We start from the raw sequence: 15,957 nt of genomic DNA, 5'->3' as shown, positions 1-15,957 counted from the left end.
GAACCGCTCGGTTCGACCATCGGCGCGCCTCCGCCGATTCTGCTGCCCCCCTTCGCGCGTCTTCGCGCACCCAAGGATTGCCTCGTCATGAAACACGACCGCCCGCTGCCCTCCCAAGATCCCGACTCGGTCGCTGTCACCCCCGAAGCCGAAGCCGCGCCCGTCGAGGCGCCGAAGGCCCCCGAAGCGCCTGCCGGCAAGGCCGGTGGAGGTTCGCGCAAGAAGGCCATCCTCGGTCTCGTGGCGCTGCTGGTGCTCGGGGCAGGTGGGTACGAAGGCTACAAGTACTGGACCGTGGGGCGGTTCATGGAGTCGACCGACGACGCATACGTACAGGCAGACATCACCCTGATTTCGAGCAAGGTGCTCGGTTACGTGACCGAGCTGCCGGTATCGGCGAACACCCATGTCAAAAAGGGTGACGTGCTGGTCCGGCTGGATGACGGCGATTATCGCATCGCCCTGGAAACGGCGCGCAGCAAGGTGACCAGCGCCGACGAGACGCTGGCGCGGATCGACGCGCAGATCACCGCCGCGAAGGCGGCCGTGTCGCAGGCAGTCGCGGGGCAGGACGCCGCCGAGGCCACGCTGCGCAGCGCCAATTCCAGCTATGACCGGACCAAGGGCCTGAAGGATCGCGCGGTTGCCACGCAGGCGGCGCTCGATACCGCCACCGAGACGCTGGACACCGCGACCGCGAGCCTCGCCTCGGCCAAGGCGGCCGTGGTCAGCGCCGAGGCGCAGGTCAGTGTCCTGAAGGCGCAGCGCGCCGAGGCCGAAGGATCCAAGCATCAGCTGGAGCTGGCGGTGAAACAGGCCGAACTGGACCTTGAGCGCACCGTCCTGCGCGCGCCCGCCGACGGCGTGATCGCCAACCTGAACATGGAAAAGGGCGACCTTGTGAGCGCGGGCACGCGCCTGGCCGCGCTGGTTCCGGATCAGGGCTTCTACATCGAGGCGAACTTCAAGGAAACGCAGATGGAAGGCATCGCGGCCGGGGCAGAGGTCACGCTCAGCTTTGACGCGCTGCCGGACCGTGAATTCGAAGGTAAGGTCGCCTCGGCCGCCCCGGCCACCGGCTCGGTGTTCTCCCTGCTGCCCGCCGACAACGCGACGGGCAACTTCACCAAGGTGGTTCAGCGGGTGCCTGTGCGCATCGAGATCCCCGAGGAGGCCCTGGCCACCGGGCAGCTTCGCGCCGGTCTCTCGGTTGAGGTGAACGTCGACAGCCGGACCGTTCCGGACCAGCGGGCGCGCCTCGCCGCGGCCGAGTAAAGAGGGCACGTGTCATGGACGCAGCCCAATCGCAGACGCCGGAGCTGACGCCCCGGCGTATCGCGGCCTTCATGGTCATGGTCTTCGGGATGTTCATGGCCATCCTCGACATTCAGATCGTCTCGGCCTCGCTGACCGATATCCAGGCCGGTCTCTCCGCCTCCTCCGACGAGATCAGCTGGGTCCAGACCAGCTACCTGATCGCCGAGGTGATCATGATCCCACTGTCGGGTTTTCTCGCCCGGCTGATGTCCACCCGGATCCTCTTCAGCATCGCCGCCGCCGGGTTTACCCTGTCGAGCTTTCTCTGCGCGACCTCGAGTTCGATCGAGGAAATGATCCTCTGGCGCGGGCTGCAGGGGTTCCTGGGCGGCGGGATGATCCCTGCGGTCTTTGCCGCCGCCTATACCGTCTTCCCTCCTTCCAAGCGCGCCATCGTCTCGCCGATGATCGGCCTTGTCGCCACGCTGGCCCCCACCGTCGGGCCGACCGTGGGCGGTTACCTCAGCCACGCCTTCTCGTGGCACTGGCTGTTCCTGGTCAACGTGATCCCGGGCATCGGGGTGACCATCGGGGCCTGGATGATGATCGACTTCGACAAGCCGGAGTGGAAGCTCTTCGACAAGTTCGACTGGATCGGGCTCGGCGCGCTGGCGGCCTTTCTCGGGGCGCTGGAATACGTGCTGGAGGAAGGGCCGAGCAACGAATGGCTGCATGACGAGGTCGTCGCCATCCTCTCGGTCGTCATGGTCGTCGGCTGTGTGGTGACATTCTACCGGGCCTTCACCCGCGACGAGCCGCTGGTCGATTTCTCGGCCTTTTCCAACGCGAACTTCGCGGTGGGGTCGGTGTTCAGTTTCGTGATGGGTATCGGCCTCTACGGTCTGACCTATCTCTACCCGCTCTACCTTGCCCAGATCCGCGGCTATGACAGCCTGCAGATCGGCGAAACCGTCTTTGTGTCGGGCATGGCGATGTTCTTTACCGCGCCGCTGGCCGGGGTCTTGTCGCAGAAGCTTGACCTGCGGGTGATGCTGCTGCTGGGTTTCGTGGGCTTCGGGGTCTCGACTTGGATGCTGACGGGTATGACCGATCAGTGGGATTTCCGCGAACTGTTGTTGCCGCAGGTGCTGCGGGGTATGTCGCTGATGATCTGCATGGTACCGATCAACAACCTGTCGCTGGGCACGCTGCCGCCCGAGAAGATCAAGGGCGCCTCGGGGCTCTACAACCTGATGCGGAACCTCGGCGGTGCGGTGGGCCTCGCGATCATCAACACGATCCTGACCAACCGGCAGGTGCTGCACTACGAGCGCCTGTCGGAGGACATCACATGGAGCAATCCCGAGGCCATGCGGCAGATCGGGATCATGACCCAGAACCTCGAGGCGCATGGCGTCCACGGCGCGGCGGCGTCGACCGGAGCGCTGGCACAGATGGCGTCGCGCCTGCACGGGCAGGCGGCGGTGATGTCCTTCATCGACATCTTCGTGCTGATCTCGGTGGTGTTCGGCGGGCTGGCGATCATGGCGCTGCTGATGAAGAAGCCCCCGGAAGGCAAGGCGGTCGACGCGCACTGACCGCCGATCTGGGGCAGGAATACTCAAATATTCCTGGCAAAACTCTTTGAAGAGTTTGGTGCTGACCGCCGTCAGGACGGTTTCGTCGATCTGGCCCTTGTGCCGGGCGCGAAGTGACGCCAACAAGAGGGCGACCCTGACGGAAAGGCCTCTCCCATGTTCGACCTGCTGATCACCAACGCCACGCTGCCCGACGGGCGCACCGGAATGAGCATCGGCGCGCGCGGTGGCAGGATCGAGGCCGTCGAGGCTGGTCTGACCGCCGAGGCGGGCGAGGTGATCGACGCGGGCGGGCTGCTGGTCTCGCCGCCCTTCGTTGACAGCCATTTCCACCTTGACGCGACGCTGTCGCTGGGGATGCCGCGGATGAACACCTCGGGCACCCTGCTCGAAGGCATCGCGCTCTGGGGGGAGCTCAAGCCGTTGCTGACCCACGAGGGGTTGGTGGAGCGGGCGCTGCGCTATTGCGATCTGGCCGTGTCGCGCGGGCTGCTGGCGATCCGCTCGCATGTGGACGTGTCCGACCCGCGGCTGCTGACCGTCGAGGCGCTGCTGGACGTGCGCGAGCGGGTGAAGCCCTACATCGACCTGCAACTGGTGGCCTTCCCGCAGGACGGCTATTTCCGCGCGCCGGGCGCCGCCGAGGCGCTGGAGCGGGCGCTCGACATGGGCGTGGACGTGGTGGGCGGCATCCCGCATTTCGAACGCACGATGGCCGACGGTGCGGCCTCGGTCGAGGCGCTGTGCCGGATCGCGGCGGATCGCGGGCTGCGGGTGGACCTGCACTGCGACGAGAGCGACGATCCGATGAGCCGCCATATCGAGACGTTGGCGCAACAGGCGGTGCGCTTCGGACTGCAGGGGCGGGTGGCCGGGTCGCACCTGACCTCGATGCATTCGATGGACAACTACTATGTCTCGAAGCTGATGCCGCTGATGGCCGAGGCCGACATTCAGGCCATCGCCAACCCGCTGATCAACATCACCCTGCAGGGGCGGCACGACAGCTATCCCAAGCGGCGCGGCCAGACCCGGGTGCCGGAGCTGATGGCGGCGGGGATCAACGTGTCGTTCGGGCACGACTGTGTCATGGACCCGTGGTACTCGCTCGGCTCGGGCGACATGCTGGAGGTGGCGCATATGGCGCTGCACGTAGGACAGATGACCTCGCGCGAGGCGATCCGCAGCTGTTTCGACGCGGTCACCGTGAACCCGGCCAAGGCGCTGGGGCTGGAGGGCTACGGGCTCGAGGTCGGCTGCAAGGCCGACATGGTGCTGCTGCAGGCGCAGGACACCATCGAGGCGATCCGGCTGAAGGCCAACCGGCTGGCGGTGATCAAGGGCGGCACGGTGATCTCGCGCATGCCGGTGGTGCAGGCCGATCTCTCGCTGCCCGGGCGGCCGACGCGGGTGAATCCGGCCGACTACGCGCCCAAGGGCGGTCAGCCCTGACCGGCGGTCTGCCCCATCATCTCGACCCCGCCGCGCCATAGCAGGATGACGGAGAGGATCAGCAGCATCCCCTGAATGGTGCGCATGTAGACCGCCTCGGGCAGCAGGTGGGTCAGCCAGCGCCCGAAATAGGTGCCGATGATCCCGGTCAGCGCCAGCCCGGCGATCAGGGGCCAGTTCAGCCCTTCGAGCTGGCCGATGGCGTAGTAGGCGGGCAGCTTTACGAGGTTGCCGATGGCAAAGCTGATGGCGACAGTGCCGGCGAACTGGAGTTTGGGCAGCCGCTGCGGCAGCAGGTAGGCCTGCGATGGCGGCGCGCCCGAGTGGGTGATGAAGCTGGCGATCCCGGTGATCGTGCCCCAGAACAGGCCGGGCAGCACGCGGGCCTCCTGCACCTCGGTCGAGGCCCGTCTGAACCATGCGCGGGCGCAATACCAGAGGCCGATGGCACCGGTGAAGACGAGCAGCGCGCCCTCCGAGACGTAGGGGGTGATCAGCGTCGCGATGGCGACGCCGAGCAGGATCGCGGGGACGAGGATCTGGACGTTCCGGCGCGAGAAGTCGCGGCGGTAGAGCCAGACGCCGATCCAGTCGGTCACGATGTAGACCGGCAGCAGGGTCGCCGCCGCCTTGATGGGGTTCATGAACAGCGCCAGCATCGGCACCGCGATGGCGGCGGCCGACGAGAGGCCGCCCTTGGACATGCCGACGATCAGGGCGGCGAAGATCAGGAGATAAGTTTCGCTCAAGGCAGGATCCGTGTCAGTCGATGTCTGGCAGAGGTAGCGCGGCACGCAGATGTGACAGCCCGCCCAGCGGTATAGCCGTCATTCGCCGGGCGCAACGCCTGTTCAGTTGCCGCCCGCCGGGACGTGACCGTGGCGCGCGTGGAAGCGGGCCAGTTCGCTCTCGCTGGGGCGCTGGCCCGAGAAGATCGCCATGTAATCCGGCACCCGGCTCATCCGCGTTTCGAGGCTCTCGCGGACCTGCATCGAGATGTAGCCGATCTGGACGAGGTAGATGGTGCGGGCGCGGACATCGGCCTCGACGGGCTCGACCCCGAACCGCTCGAACATGGCGGTTATGGCGGCGAGGCGCTGTTCGTCGGCCCGGTTGACCCGCGCCATGACCGCGTCCGACTGATGCGCCCAGCCCCTCACGGCAAAGTCGAACTGGGGTTCGAAGCGGGACTCGTCGAAAAAGACGCCGGTGAGGTTGAGCACCGCCTCGGACGGGGTTTCCGCGTATTCGGCGCAGGCATCGAGGAAGGCGCCGGTGTTCTTTTCCTCCCAGGCTTGCAGCAGCGCGTCGAGCAGGGCGGTGCGATCCTTGAAGAACCAGTAGAAGCTGGTGCGCGACAGGTTGAGGCGGGTGGCCAGCGGCTGGATCTTGACCGCGTCGAGCCCGCTTTCCAGCAAGGCCTGCCGTGCGGCATCCAGCCAGACCTCGCGCGAGCCGCGCCAGCCGCTGGTCTTGTCGTTCGGAACAGGGTCGTGGTGCGTCTCCATGCCCGGAAATTACCCTGCCCACGGGCCGGGAACAAGAAAAATGGACAGTACTGAATGAAAACTTGACAGATATGAACATTCTGCGGAAATCTCCGGTGACTCGCCAGGGAGCCTGCCATGTCCAACGACCCGCTTCTCCAGCCCTACACGCTCAAGCATCTGACGCTGAAGAACCGGCTGATGATCACCTCCCACGAACCCGCCTATGCCGAGGACGGCATGCCCAAGGAGCGCTACCGCGCCTATCACGTGGAACGTGCGAAGGCGGGGATCGCGATGACGATGACGGCGGGTTCGGCCGCTATTTCAAAGGACAGTCCGCCCGCTTTCAACAACGTGCTGGCCTACAAGGACGAGGTGGTCGGCTGGCTCAAGGCGCTGGCGGACGAGTGTCACGATCATGGCTGCGCGGTGATGATCCAGCTGACCCACCTGGGCCGGCGCACTCGCTGGGATGCCGGTGACTGGCTGCCCTCGGTCGCGCCGACGCACATGCGCGAACCGGCGCACCGGGCCTTTCCGAAGCTGATCGAGGAGTGGGACATCGACCGGATCGTCAAGGACTATGGCGATGCGGCGGAACGGATGAAGGCGGCGGGTCTCGACGGGATCGAGCTCGAATCCTACGGGCACCTGATGGATGCCTTCTGGTCGCCCGCGCAGAACACGCTGGACAACGACTACAACGGCAGCCTCGACAACCGGATGCGGTTCTCGTTCGAGGTTTTGCGCGAGATCCGCAGGCGGGTGGGCGAGGAGTTCATCGTCGGCATCCGCTATGTCGGCGACGAGATGATGCAGGGCGGGATCGACAAGACCGAGGGGCTGGAGATCACCCGGCGCCTGAAGGACAGCGGGCTGGTCGACTTTCTGAACGTGATCCGAGGGCATATCGAGACCGACGCCGCGCTGACCGACGTGATCCCGGTGCAGGGCATGAAGAGCGCCCCGCATCTCGACTTCGCGGGCGAGATCCGGGCGGCCTCGCAGATCCCGACCTTTCACGCGGCGCGGATCCAGGACGTGGCCACGGCGCGGCACGCGGTGGCCAGCGGCAAGCTCGACATGGTGGGCATGACTCGGGCGCATCTGGCCGATCCGCTGATCGTCGCCAAGATCGTCGCGGGGCAGGAGGAGCGGATCCGGCCCTGTGTCGGGGCCAACTACTGCCTCGACCGCATCTACCAGGGCGGTGCGGCCTTCTGCATCCATAACCCGGCCACGGGACGGGAGCTTTCGGTGCCCAACGTGGTTTCGGAGTCGCCCGAAAAGAAGCGCGTGGTGATCGTCGGCGCGGGTCCCGGCGGGCTGGAGGCGGCGCGGGTCGCGGCGGCGCGTGGGCACGAGGTGATCGTGCACGAGGCGGCGAACGATCCGGGCGGGCAGGTGCGGCTGCTGACGCAGACCGCGCGGCGCTCGGAGATGATCGGCGTGGTCGACTGGCGGTTCGAAGAGGCGACGCGGATGGGTGCGCAGTTTCGTTTCAACAGTTTCGCCGACGAGGCGACGGTGCTGGAGGACAGGCCCGACGTGGTGATCGTGGCGACCGGCGGGCTGCCCTACACCGAGGTCCTGCAGGAGGGGAACGAGCACGTGGTCTCGACCTGGGACATCCTGTCGGGTGACGTGCGCCCGGGCAGCAACGTTCTGATCTTCGACGATGCGGGCGACTACCCGCCCTTGCAGGCCGCCGAGAAGATCTCGGAGACCGGGGCGCGGGTCGAGATCCTCTCGCGCGAGCGCATCTTCTCGCCCGAGGTCATGACCATGTCGCTGACCCCGGCGATGCGGGTGCTGCAACAGCGCGACGTGACCTTCACCGTGACATGGAAGCTCGACGCGGTGCGCCGTGACGGCAACGAACTGGTGGCGGTGCTGGGGAGCGACTTTACCGGTGCGACGCGGGAACGCCGGGTGGATCAGGTGGTGGTCAACAACAGCACGCGGCCGCTGGACGAGCTGTATTTCGCGCTGAAACCCGGGTCGGTGAACCTGGGCGAGGTCGACTACGAGGCGCTGATCGCGGGACGCCCGCAGGAGGTCGTGCGGAACCCGGAGGGCGGCTACCGGCTGTTCCGGATCGGCGATGCGGTGTCGTCGCGCAATATCCACGCGGCGGTCTATGATGCCCTGCGCCTGCTGAAGGACATCTGAGAGATCGGGGCGGCGCTGCGGAGCGCCGCCCCCCGGTGGTTACTCCGCCGGAAGTTCCTTGCTGGGGTCGTAGTGCGCCAGCGTTTCGGCAAAGCGGCCGTTCACGTAGTCACCCGAGCTGATCGGTTTGTACTTGGCCGGGTGCTCGGCATCCACGCAGCTTTCCAGCGGCTCGATCATGGCGTCGTAGTTCGGGCCGAAGAAGAAGGGGATCGAGTAGCGCTCGTTGCCGGAGCGGTTGATCGCGCGGTGCACGGTCGAGGCGAAAAGGTCGTTGGTCCAGCGGGCCATCTGGTCGCCCACGTTGACCACGAAATGCCCCGGCAGCGGCGGCGCGGCGACCCAGTCGCCATCGGAGTTCAGCACCTGCAGCGCCTCGATGCCGCCGCCCTGCGCGAGGATGGTGAAGCATTCGTAGTCCGAATGGGCCCCGATGCCGATCTGCTTTTCGTCGATCTCGCCGAACTGCGGCGGGTAGTGCAGCAGGCGCAGGGTGGCCAGCGGCTTGTCGACCATCGCGTCGAAGTGACGTTCCTCCAGTTCCAGCGAGAGTGCGAAGGCGTGGAGCAGGTTGTGGCTCAGCTTGATCATCTCGGCATAGTAGGCCTCGACGCTGTCCTTGAAGGCGGCGTCGCCCACGGGCCACTGGTTCGGGCCGTAGAGCACCTTGCCGGCCAGAACGTCCGGGTCGTCGGCGGGCACTTCCAGCGCCATGTCCCAGCTTTCGTGCAGGTCGCCGCGCGCGGTCGGGTCGGTGTTCTCTTCCAGCATCGCCGCGTAGCCGCGGTTGTTGCGGGACTTGGCGACGTGGATGTCCATCTTGGCCTCGTCCGGCTGCGCGAAGTAGCGCGCGGCGGTGTCGAAGGCGCCGTCGATCACGGTTTGCGGCACGCCGTGGTTCTTGATGTAGAAGAACCCGACCTCGGTGCAGGCGCGGCGCAGGTCGGCGGCCAGTTTCGCCTTGGCGTCGAGATCGGCGCCGAAGATCGGGGCGAGGTCGATCACCGGGAGGCTGTCGAAGGGAACGCGGTCGGCGTCGAGACCGCTGTTCTTGAGGACGCGGGGTCCGTTTCCGGTGGTGAGGGTGGTCATGAGGAGACTCCTGTTCTGGGCCGGTCCGGCCCGGTGGCGGTTCCCGCCGAGGGCACATCCAGCGCCTCGACGTAATAGCGGGGTCCGGCAAAGACGAAGCCGGGCTGGAAGTAGTCCTTGCAGAAGCCGATGAAGGCGCGGGTCTTGGGGGCGACGTAGCGCGGGTCGGGCACGCGGATCGTGATGGGCCGTGCGTCGGAGGACCAGCCGGGCAGCACCGGCACCAGGTGGCCTTCGCGGCATTCGAGTTCGGTGAAGAACTCGGGCAGTTGCACGATGCCCGCCCCGGCCACGGCGAAGTACTTCAGCGTCCAGTAGTCGTTGGCGACGATATCGGCGGGCGGCAGGTGTTCGACGCTGCGCTTGCCCTTCTTCAGGCGCCAGGGCTGCACGCCCTCCGGCGCGCGGTAGAGCACACCGCGGTGGGAGGCGAGCGCGTCGGTATCCCCGGGCATCCCGTGCTCGGCAAGGTAGCGGGGGCTGGCAAAGAGCGCGTGACTGACCTCGGTCAGGACTTCGGCACCCTTGGCATCGCCCTCGTCGAAGGACAGCACGGCGTCGAAGGCGCGCTGGCGGGACAGGTCGAGGAAGAGGCTCGGCGAGAAGAACACGAGGTCCAGCTGGATCCGGGGGTATGCGGCGCGGAAGGCGTTCAGCATCTGGGCGTTCAGCGCGGTGCCGAATTCGCCGGTCGCGCCGATGCGCAGCACACCCGCCGCCTCGTCCTGTACCGAGGCCACGGCGGCGGCGGTATCGTCGCAGAGCGCGAGGATGCGGCGGGCGCGTTCCAGCAGGACGCGCCCCGAATCGGTGAGTTCCAGCTGTTTGCCCTGTCGGGTGAACAATTCGGCCCCGAGTTGCTCCTCCAACTGCCTCAATTTCAGGCTGATGGTCGATTTCGGCAGGTCATGGAGTCGGGCCGCCGCGGAAAGCGAATGCGCCTCCGCAACCTTGATGAAGCAGTCAAGTGCCTGAAAATCCACGATGTACTGTCCAGAATGTTAGACGATTTTAGTCATTTTGGCCGAAAATTTTCGGCTTGCGTGAACGATGGTAGGTTGGTTTAGCTGTTTGTGCAAGGATGGAAGCCCAGCCTTTTTCTCCCGGAACTGATTGAAAAATCAGTGTTTTTCCGGGGTGGAAGCCTGTGCCGGGCCGTCGCGAACAACAAGAGAGACCAGCCGATGAAAGCGCCCAACACGATACTCGCCGCCACGTCCCTTCTGGCCCTGCTCCTGCCGCTCGACGCTGCGGCGTTCGAGCTGAAGAGCGCGCCGAAGGTGGCCTTCATCTACGCCAGCACCGCACAGGATGGCGGCTGGAACGAGGCGCTGGACGCGGGCCGCGCCGCGGTCGAAAGCGAGCTGGGGCTGGACGTTGCCGTGGCCGAGAACATCCCCGAGGAAGCGACCCGCCTGCGCGCGGCGATCGACCTCTACGTCAAGCGCGGCTACAACATCATCGTCGGCACCACCTACGGCTATTCCGAAGCCATGTCGGAAGCCGCTGCCGCCTATCCCGACGTCGCCTTCTTCAACGCGTCGGGCGTGCACAACAGCGAGAACATGGAGAGCTTCTACGCCCGGACCTACGAGGCGTGGTACCTTGCCGGGATCGTGGCGGCGGACGCCTCGGAAAGCGGCAAGATCGGGATGCTGGCGGGCTTCCCCGTGGGCGTCGTGAACTGGGACATCAACGGTTTTGCACAGGGCGCCAAGTCGGTGACCCCGGATATCGAGACCGTCGCGGTCTACACCAACAGTTGGTGGGACCCGGTCAAGGAAGGGCAGGTCTCCGAGGCGATCCTCGACCAGGGCGCCGACGTGGTGGCGACCGACCTCTCCGCCGCCTCGGCCCTGAACGCAGCCGAAAAGCGCGGCGCGAAGTCCATCGGCTACCAGCTCGACATGTCGGCCGCCGCGCCCGAGGGCATCGTGACCTCGGTCGTCTTCCACTGGGATCAGTACCTAGTGCCGCGCATCAAGGCGGTGATCGACGGCAGCTGGGAGCCGGAGGAGTGGGGTTATTTCGAGGGCCTGTCCGCCGGTGTGGTCGGCCTTGCCCCCTATGGCCCGAGCGTGTCGGACGAGACCAAGGCCAAGGTCGAGACGGCCAAGGCCGCGATCATCGCCGGTGAGCTGGCGCCTTTCGCCGGGCCGCTGTCCTCGCGCGAAGGGGACGAGAAGGTTGCCGCTGGCGAAGTGCTGTCGGACGAGGCACTGTGGGGCATGGATTTCTTCGTGACGGGCATCACCGGCACCATGCCGGCCGCCCAGGAATGACAGCGGGCGCGGATGCGCCCACACCGGTGGCACGGCCAGGCCCTCACGAGGGGACGGGCCGTGCTCCGGCGTTGCTGTTGCGCGGCATCGACAAGGCCTTTGACGGCAAGCCCGCGTTGACCGACGCGGGCTTTCGGCTCGAATGGGGCGAGGTGCACGCGCTGGTCGGCGAGAACGGCGCGGGCAAGTCCACCATCATGAACATCGCGGCGGCGGTCTACGCGGCGGATGCGGGCGAGGTCGTGGTCGACGGGCGCGACGTGCCGCTGAAGAACCCGGCCGATGCCATCGCGGCGGGGATCGGTATGGTGCACCAGCACTTCCGCCTCGTGGGCCGCTTCAGCGTGGCCGAGAACGTGGCGCTGTCGCTGGGCGGGGCCGGGCGCAAGTGCTCGGTGGCCGAGGCCGCGCGGTTGGTGCGCGAGAAGGCCGCCGAGATCGGTTTCCGCCTCGACCCAGCAGCGCGGATCGAGACGCTGTCGGTGGCCGAACAGCAGCGCGCCGAGATCTTGAAGGTGCTGTTGCTGGGCGCGGGTATCCTGGTGCTGGACGAACCGACGGCGGTGCTGACCGAGGACGAGGCGCAGGCGCTGCTGTCGCTGGTGAAGGGGCTGGCAGGGCAGGGACATGCGGTGGTGCTGATCACCCACAAGCTGCGCGAAGTGGCGGGCTACTGCGACCGGATCACGGTGATGCGGCAGGGCCGCACGGTGCTGGCCGAGGCCCCGATTGCCTCGGTGACCATGGAAGAGGTCGCGCGTCACGCCGTGGGCGAGACCAGCCCGGCGCCGGTGCGCAGCGCCGCCGAGAGCGCGGGGGCGGAGGTGCTGGCGCTGAAGGGCCTTTCCATTGCGCGCGCGGGGGGCGGGCTGGCAGTGGACGGCCTGTCGCTGAGCCTGAGGGCGGGAGAAATCCTCGGAATCGCGGGAGTCGGCGGCAATGGCCAGTCGGAACTGGTGGCCTGCCTGAACGGGCTGCTTTCGGTTGCGGGCGGGCATCTGGACATCAACGGCGTGGACATGACCCGGGCGAGCATCGCGGCGCGGCGCGCGGCGGGGCTGCGGGTGATCCCGGCGGATCGCTTTGACAGCGCCATGGCACGGGGGCTGACGCTGGCCGAGAACCTTGCCATGACCGAGGTGCCGACCGGAGCCTACGGCGGAGCCTTTCGCCTGCGCCGGGGTGCCATGCGCAAGGCGGCGGAGCAGGCCATTGCGGACCGCGAGATCCGGGGCGGCGGCCCCGCGACACAGGCGGCGCTGCTGTCGGGCGGCAACGCGCAGAAGTTGCTGCTGGCGCGCGAGCTTGCCGGGGGCGCGCGGGTGATCGTCGCCCATTCGCCCTCACGCGGGCTGGACATGCGGGCGGCCCGGGCCGTGCACGTGGCGCTGGTCGAGGCGGTGGCGCAGGGCGCGGCCTGCCTGCTGGTCAGCGAGGAACTGGAAGAGGTGATCGCCTTGTCGCACCGGATCACGGTGATGAACCGCGGCGCGTTGAGCGCGCCGCTGAATGCCGCCGAGGCGACGCCCGCGCGGCTGGGCGAACTGATGGTGGGCCATGCTTGATACCGCTTTGCTGATCCGGCGCCAGGACGTTCCCGTCTGGCTGTCGGTGGCCACCTATGCCGGTGGCCTGATTTTTGGTCTCTGTGCTGCCGCGCTGTGTCTCGTGCAACTCGGCGTCCCCGCCAATGCGCTGTGGCAGGAGTTCGTGGTTCAGACCTTCCTCACACAGCAGGGGCTGGGCCAGACCCTGACCGCGGCCATTCCGCTGGTACTGGTCAGCCTTGGTGCGGCCCTGTCGATGCGGGTGCGGTTCTGGAACATCGGGATCGAGGGGCAGCTTTGGCTGGGTGCCATGGCGGCCACGTGGATCTCGCTGCATGATTTCGGACCCGGGCCGCTGCGCCTGTGGCTGATGATGGCCGCCGCGCTGGTTGCCGGGGCCTTGTGGATGGCGCTGCCGCTGGCGCTGAAGCTGCTGTGGAACGTCAGCGAGGTGATCTCGACGCTGCTGATGGGCTCTATCGCCTTTCTCTGGGTGCAGCACCTGCTGTTCGGCGCATGGCGCGATGCGGCGACCGGGTTCCCCACATCGACGACGCTCGATCCTGTCGAGCGGCTGCCGCTGCTTGGCTGGGACCAGTTGCATGCCGGGCTGTGGATCGCGCTGGCCGCCGTGGTGGTCTGTGCGCTGCTGACCGGGGTTACGCGGCTGGGGTTCTATGCCCGTGCGGTCGGCGCGAACCGCCGCGCCGCGCTGGCGTCGGGGCTGCCGGTGCTGCTGACCGTCTGCGTTTTCGTGCTGGGCTCCGGCGCGCTCTGCGGGCTGGCGGGCGCGGTGATCGTCTCGGGGACCGAGTTTCGCCTGACCCAGTCCATCGGTGCCGGCTACCTGTTCAGCGGGATCGTCGTGGCCTACCTCGCCCGGTCCAATCCGCTGGGCGTGCTGGTCGTCGCCTTCGTGCTGGGCGGCATCTACACGGCGGGCAACGTGCTGAAAGTCTTTTACGGCGTCTCCGAGGCAGTGGTGCTGCTGGCGCAGGGCATCGTCCTGATGTCGGTGCTCTGCGCCCAACTGTTCGGAGATTACCGGATCGTCACGCGGAGGCGGGCATGAGCGAATTTCTTCTGGCCTGGCTGACGGTGCTGCCGAGCTATGCCGCGCCGCTGCTGCTGGCGGGGCTTGGCCTTGTCCTGTCCGAGCGGGCAGGGGTCCTGAACCTCGCGCCCGAGGGGATGATGGCGGTCGGCGCGATGACCGGGGCGCTGACCGTGCTTGGCGGCCACGATCCCTGGACCGGCGTGCTGGCCGGGGTGGCCGCCGGAACGGCACTGTCGCTGGGGTTCGGACTGGCCGTCGTCGTCTTTCGCGCCGAGCAGACTCTGGCGGGGCTCGCGACCGTCGCGCTGGGGCTGGGCATCACCGGGGTGATCGGGCGGGCCCATGTGCAGAAACCCTTCGAGGGGCTGGCGCGCCTGTCCGAAACCGGCTGGGGCGCGGACCTGCCCCGGCTGATCGGGCAGCAGACGCTGCTGATCCCCGTGGCGCTGGTCCTGCTGGTCGCGGTCTGGTGGGTCCTGTTCCGCACCGCCGCGGGGCTGCGCCTGCGCGCGGTGGGCGAGGATCCGGCGGCGGCGGACGTGGCGGGGGCCAACGTGCAGGCGATCCAGTTGGCTGCGGTGCTGGGCTCGGGCGCGCTCTGCGGTCTGGCGGGGGCCTACCTGTCGGTTGCCTCGGCACATGTCTGGGTCGAGGGCATGGTGGCCGGGCGCGGCTGGGTCGTGGTGGCGCTGGTGATCTTCGCGCGCTGGCGTCCTGCCGGGGTGCTGTGGGGCGCGCTCCTCTTCGGCGGGACCGAGGCGCTGACCCTGCGGCTGCAGGCAGTTGGCGTCGACTTTCCCGTCTACCTCGGGGCGATGCTGCCCTACGCGCTGACGCTGGTGGTGCTGACCATCGCCTCGTTGCGGCGGGGGGCGTCGTCGGGCGAGCCTTCGGCGCTGGGGTTCATCTACCTTCGGCAGGACAAGCACTGAGTCCCCCTTTGTAATCCCGGCCCATCCGTCACAGGATGGCGCCGGGATCACGGGGAGGGACCACCATGCCGGCAAACCGTATCAGGATGCGCCACCTGCGCTGTTTCCTTGCCGTAGCGCGGCACGGGTCGGCCTCGCGCGCGGCGGAGGTCATGGGCACGGTACAGCCGAGTGTCTCGCGCTCGATCCGGGAACTGGAAGAGGAGCTGGGCAGCCCGGTCTTTGATCGCACCGCCTCGGGGCTCGTGCTGAACGCGGCGGGCACGCGGCTGTTCTCCTACGTGTCCAACGGCATGGGCATGGTCGATCGCGGATTCGACGCGCTGCGCGGCGAACTGGGGGAGGAGCGGGTCTCTGCCTACGTCTTGCCCAACGTGATCCGCGTGCTGATGCCGGGGGCGGTGCGGCGGTTCAAGGCAGAGTACCCGCGCACTGTATTGAGCTTTCTGGCGACCACCGGCGGCGGGCTGCACGAGAACCTGCGCGCGGGCCGGGTCGACTTTGGCTTCGGCCGACTGCTGGCGCCCGAGCACATGGACGGGCTGACCTTCGAGCAGCTGTTCAGCGAACCTCTGGTGTTTTTCGTGCGTGCGGGGCATCCGCTGGCGGGCGAGCGTAATCTCACGGTCCATGACCTCGACCGCTTCGAGGTGGTCATGCCGATCCCCGATACCATCATCCGGGCAGAGCTGGACCGCTTCGTCATATCAAAGGGGCTCTCGGGTTTCTCCAACGTGACCGAGACCATCTCGTTCGAATTCGCGCGGAGCTATGTCGAGATGAGCGACGCCATCGTGTTCCAGCCGCTTGGTGCGATGCACCGCGAACTGGCGGAGGGCGAAGTGGTGCGTCTGGACTTTGCCGTGGGCGAGCTGGTGGGGGCGGTGGGCCTGACCACGCCGGCGGGCCGCAGCGTCAGCGCGGCGACGGCGCGGCTGATGGAGATGATCCGGCTGGAGGTGGAGGAGAAGAAACGGCCGGGCGGCTATATAGCTGAATTGTTATAGCTCCGGCGCATTAAGTATTTCTCACACGGATCCCCTCTCGCTATCGTCAGGCCCAGAACGACATCAGGGAG

The 15,957-nt window shown here is 67.3% G+C and carries 13 protein-coding genes; 9 read left to right on the top strand and 4 right to left on the bottom strand.

Annotated elements, in window-relative coordinates; all coding sequences use genetic code 11:
• Positions 1–87: 87 nt before the first annotated feature.
• The 3 genes from DDT93_RS15385 (at position 88) to DDT93_RS15375 (ending at position 4,307) form a co-directional block, all read left to right on the top strand.
• Positions 88–1,275 carry an HlyD family secretion protein gene (locus tag DDT93_RS15385; RefSeq protein ID WP_109466728.1) on the top strand — a complete coding sequence of 396 codons (1,188 nt, stop codon included), beginning with the start codon at positions 88–90 and terminating at the stop codon, positions 1,273–1,275.
• A gap of 14 nt (positions 1,276–1,289) precedes the next feature.
• On the top strand, positions 1,290–2,855 hold the full coding sequence (locus tag DDT93_RS15380) for a DHA2 family efflux MFS transporter permease subunit (RefSeq protein WP_109466727.1): 1,566 nt from the start codon (positions 1,290–1,292) through the stop codon (positions 2,853–2,855).
• A 156-nt stretch (positions 2,856–3,011) separates the two neighbouring features.
• Complete coding sequence (locus DDT93_RS15375) at positions 3,012–4,307, top strand: amidohydrolase family protein (RefSeq protein ID WP_109466726.1); 1,296 nt, start codon at positions 3,012–3,014, stop codon at positions 4,305–4,307.
• Here DDT93_RS15375 and DDT93_RS15370 read toward each other — a convergent pair.
• Together DDT93_RS15370 and DDT93_RS15365 are read right to left on the bottom strand one after the other, a co-directional pair.
• On the bottom strand, positions 4,298–5,056 hold the full coding sequence (locus DDT93_RS15370) for a sulfite exporter TauE/SafE family protein (protein WP_109466725.1): 759 nt from the start codon (positions 5,054–5,056) through the stop codon (positions 4,298–4,300). The two genes, DDT93_RS15375 and DDT93_RS15370, sit on opposite strands and share 10 nt — an antisense overlap.
• Before the next feature lie 102 nt (positions 5,057–5,158).
• Positions 5,159–5,815 (bottom strand): TetR/AcrR family transcriptional regulator, encoded by a 657-nt coding sequence (locus tag DDT93_RS15365; RefSeq protein ID WP_109466724.1) that lies wholly within the window; start codon positions 5,813–5,815, stop codon positions 5,159–5,161.
• Between the two features lie 117 nt (positions 5,816–5,932).
• Between DDT93_RS15365 and DDT93_RS15360 the strand changes: the two genes are divergently transcribed.
• Positions 5,933–7,969 (top strand): NADH:flavin oxidoreductase, encoded by a 2,037-nt coding sequence (locus tag DDT93_RS15360; protein WP_109466723.1) that lies wholly within the window; start codon positions 5,933–5,935, stop codon positions 7,967–7,969.
• A 39-nt stretch (positions 7,970–8,008) separates the two neighbouring features.
• Here the strand turns inward: DDT93_RS15360 and DDT93_RS15355 are convergent, their stop codons facing one another.
• The gene (locus tag DDT93_RS15355; RefSeq protein ID WP_109466722.1) at positions 8,009–9,061 is read right to left on the bottom strand and encodes an isopenicillin N synthase family dioxygenase; all 1,053 of its coding nucleotides are present in this window, start codon (positions 9,059–9,061) and stop codon (positions 8,009–8,011) included.
• Complete coding sequence (locus DDT93_RS15350) at positions 9,058–10,044, bottom strand: LysR family transcriptional regulator (protein ID WP_109466721.1); 987 nt, start codon at positions 10,042–10,044, stop codon at positions 9,058–9,060. Before DDT93_RS15350 ends, DDT93_RS15355 begins: the two co-directional genes overlap by 4 nt.
• Before the next feature lie 201 nt (positions 10,045–10,245).
• On the opposite strand from DDT93_RS15350, the gene DDT93_RS15345 reads away from it, so the two are divergent.
• The 5 genes from DDT93_RS15345 to DDT93_RS15325 all read left to right on the top strand — a co-directional run bounded on the left by DDT93_RS15345 (position 10,246) and on the right by DDT93_RS15325 (position 15,886).
• Positions 10,246–11,343 (top strand): BMP family ABC transporter substrate-binding protein, encoded by a 1,098-nt coding sequence (locus DDT93_RS15345; RefSeq protein ID WP_109466720.1) that lies wholly within the window; start codon positions 10,246–10,248, stop codon positions 11,341–11,343.
• 77 nt (positions 11,344–11,420) lie between these two features.
• Positions 11,421–12,908 carry an ABC transporter ATP-binding protein gene (locus DDT93_RS15340; protein WP_198654863.1) on the top strand — a complete coding sequence of 496 codons (1,488 nt, stop codon included), beginning with the start codon at positions 11,421–11,423 and terminating at the stop codon, positions 12,906–12,908.
• Entirely contained in the window at positions 12,901–13,962 is a 1,062-nt protein-coding gene (locus DDT93_RS15335) for an ABC transporter permease (protein ID WP_109466718.1), read from the top strand. The genes DDT93_RS15340 and DDT93_RS15335 overlap by 8 nt, the downstream gene beginning before the upstream one ends.
• Complete coding sequence (locus DDT93_RS15330) at positions 13,959–14,879, top strand: ABC transporter permease (protein ID WP_109466717.1); 921 nt, start codon at positions 13,959–13,961, stop codon at positions 14,877–14,879. Before DDT93_RS15335 ends, DDT93_RS15330 begins: the two co-directional genes overlap by 4 nt.
• Before the next feature lie 65 nt (positions 14,880–14,944).
• Positions 14,945–15,886 carry a LysR substrate-binding domain-containing protein gene (locus DDT93_RS15325; protein ID WP_198654862.1) on the top strand — a complete coding sequence of 314 codons (942 nt, stop codon included), beginning with the start codon at positions 14,945–14,947 and terminating at the stop codon, positions 15,884–15,886.
• Positions 15,887–15,957 lie beyond the last annotated feature (71 nt).

The sequence above is a fragment of the Albibacillus kandeliae genome (genome assembly GCF_003116585.1).
GTDB classification, from domain to species: Bacteria; Pseudomonadota; Alphaproteobacteria; order Rhodobacterales; family Rhodobacteraceae; genus Albibacillus; species Albibacillus kandeliae.
This window is presented reverse-complemented; position numbering and strand designations above follow the sequence as displayed.

What these genes read in the sequence shown, in the direction of transcription:
- DDT93_RS15330 (WP_109466717.1), top strand. Translation starts at nt 13,959, where the DNA reads ATGAGCGAATTTCTTCTGGCCTGGCTGACGGTGCTGCCGAGCTATGCC.
- DDT93_RS15345 (WP_109466720.1), top strand. Translation starts at nt 10,246, where the DNA reads ATGAAAGCGCCCAACACGATACTCGCCGCCACGTCCCTTCTGGCCCTG.
- DDT93_RS15325 (WP_198654862.1), top strand. Translation starts at nt 14,945, where the DNA reads ATGCCGGCAAACCGTATCAGGATGCGCCACCTGCGCTGTTTCCTTGCC.
- DDT93_RS15375 (WP_109466726.1), top strand. Translation starts at nt 3,012, where the DNA reads ATGTTCGACCTGCTGATCACCAACGCCACGCTGCCCGACGGGCGCACC.
- DDT93_RS15355 (WP_109466722.1), bottom strand. Translation starts at nt 9,061, where the DNA reads ATGACCACCCTCACCACCGGAAACGGACCCCGCGTCCTCAAGAACAGC.
- DDT93_RS15365 (WP_109466724.1), bottom strand. Translation starts at nt 5,815, where the DNA reads ATGGAGACGCACCACGACCCTGTTCCGAACGACAAGACCAGCGGCTGG.
- DDT93_RS15385 (WP_109466728.1), top strand. Translation starts at nt 88, where the DNA reads ATGAAACACGACCGCCCGCTGCCCTCCCAAGATCCCGACTCGGTCGCT.
- DDT93_RS15380 (WP_109466727.1), top strand. Translation starts at nt 1,290, where the DNA reads ATGGACGCAGCCCAATCGCAGACGCCGGAGCTGACGCCCCGGCGTATC.
- DDT93_RS15335 (WP_109466718.1), top strand. Translation starts at nt 12,901, where the DNA reads ATGCTTGATACCGCTTTGCTGATCCGGCGCCAGGACGTTCCCGTCTGG.
- DDT93_RS15360 (WP_109466723.1), top strand. Translation starts at nt 5,933, where the DNA reads ATGTCCAACGACCCGCTTCTCCAGCCCTACACGCTCAAGCATCTGACG.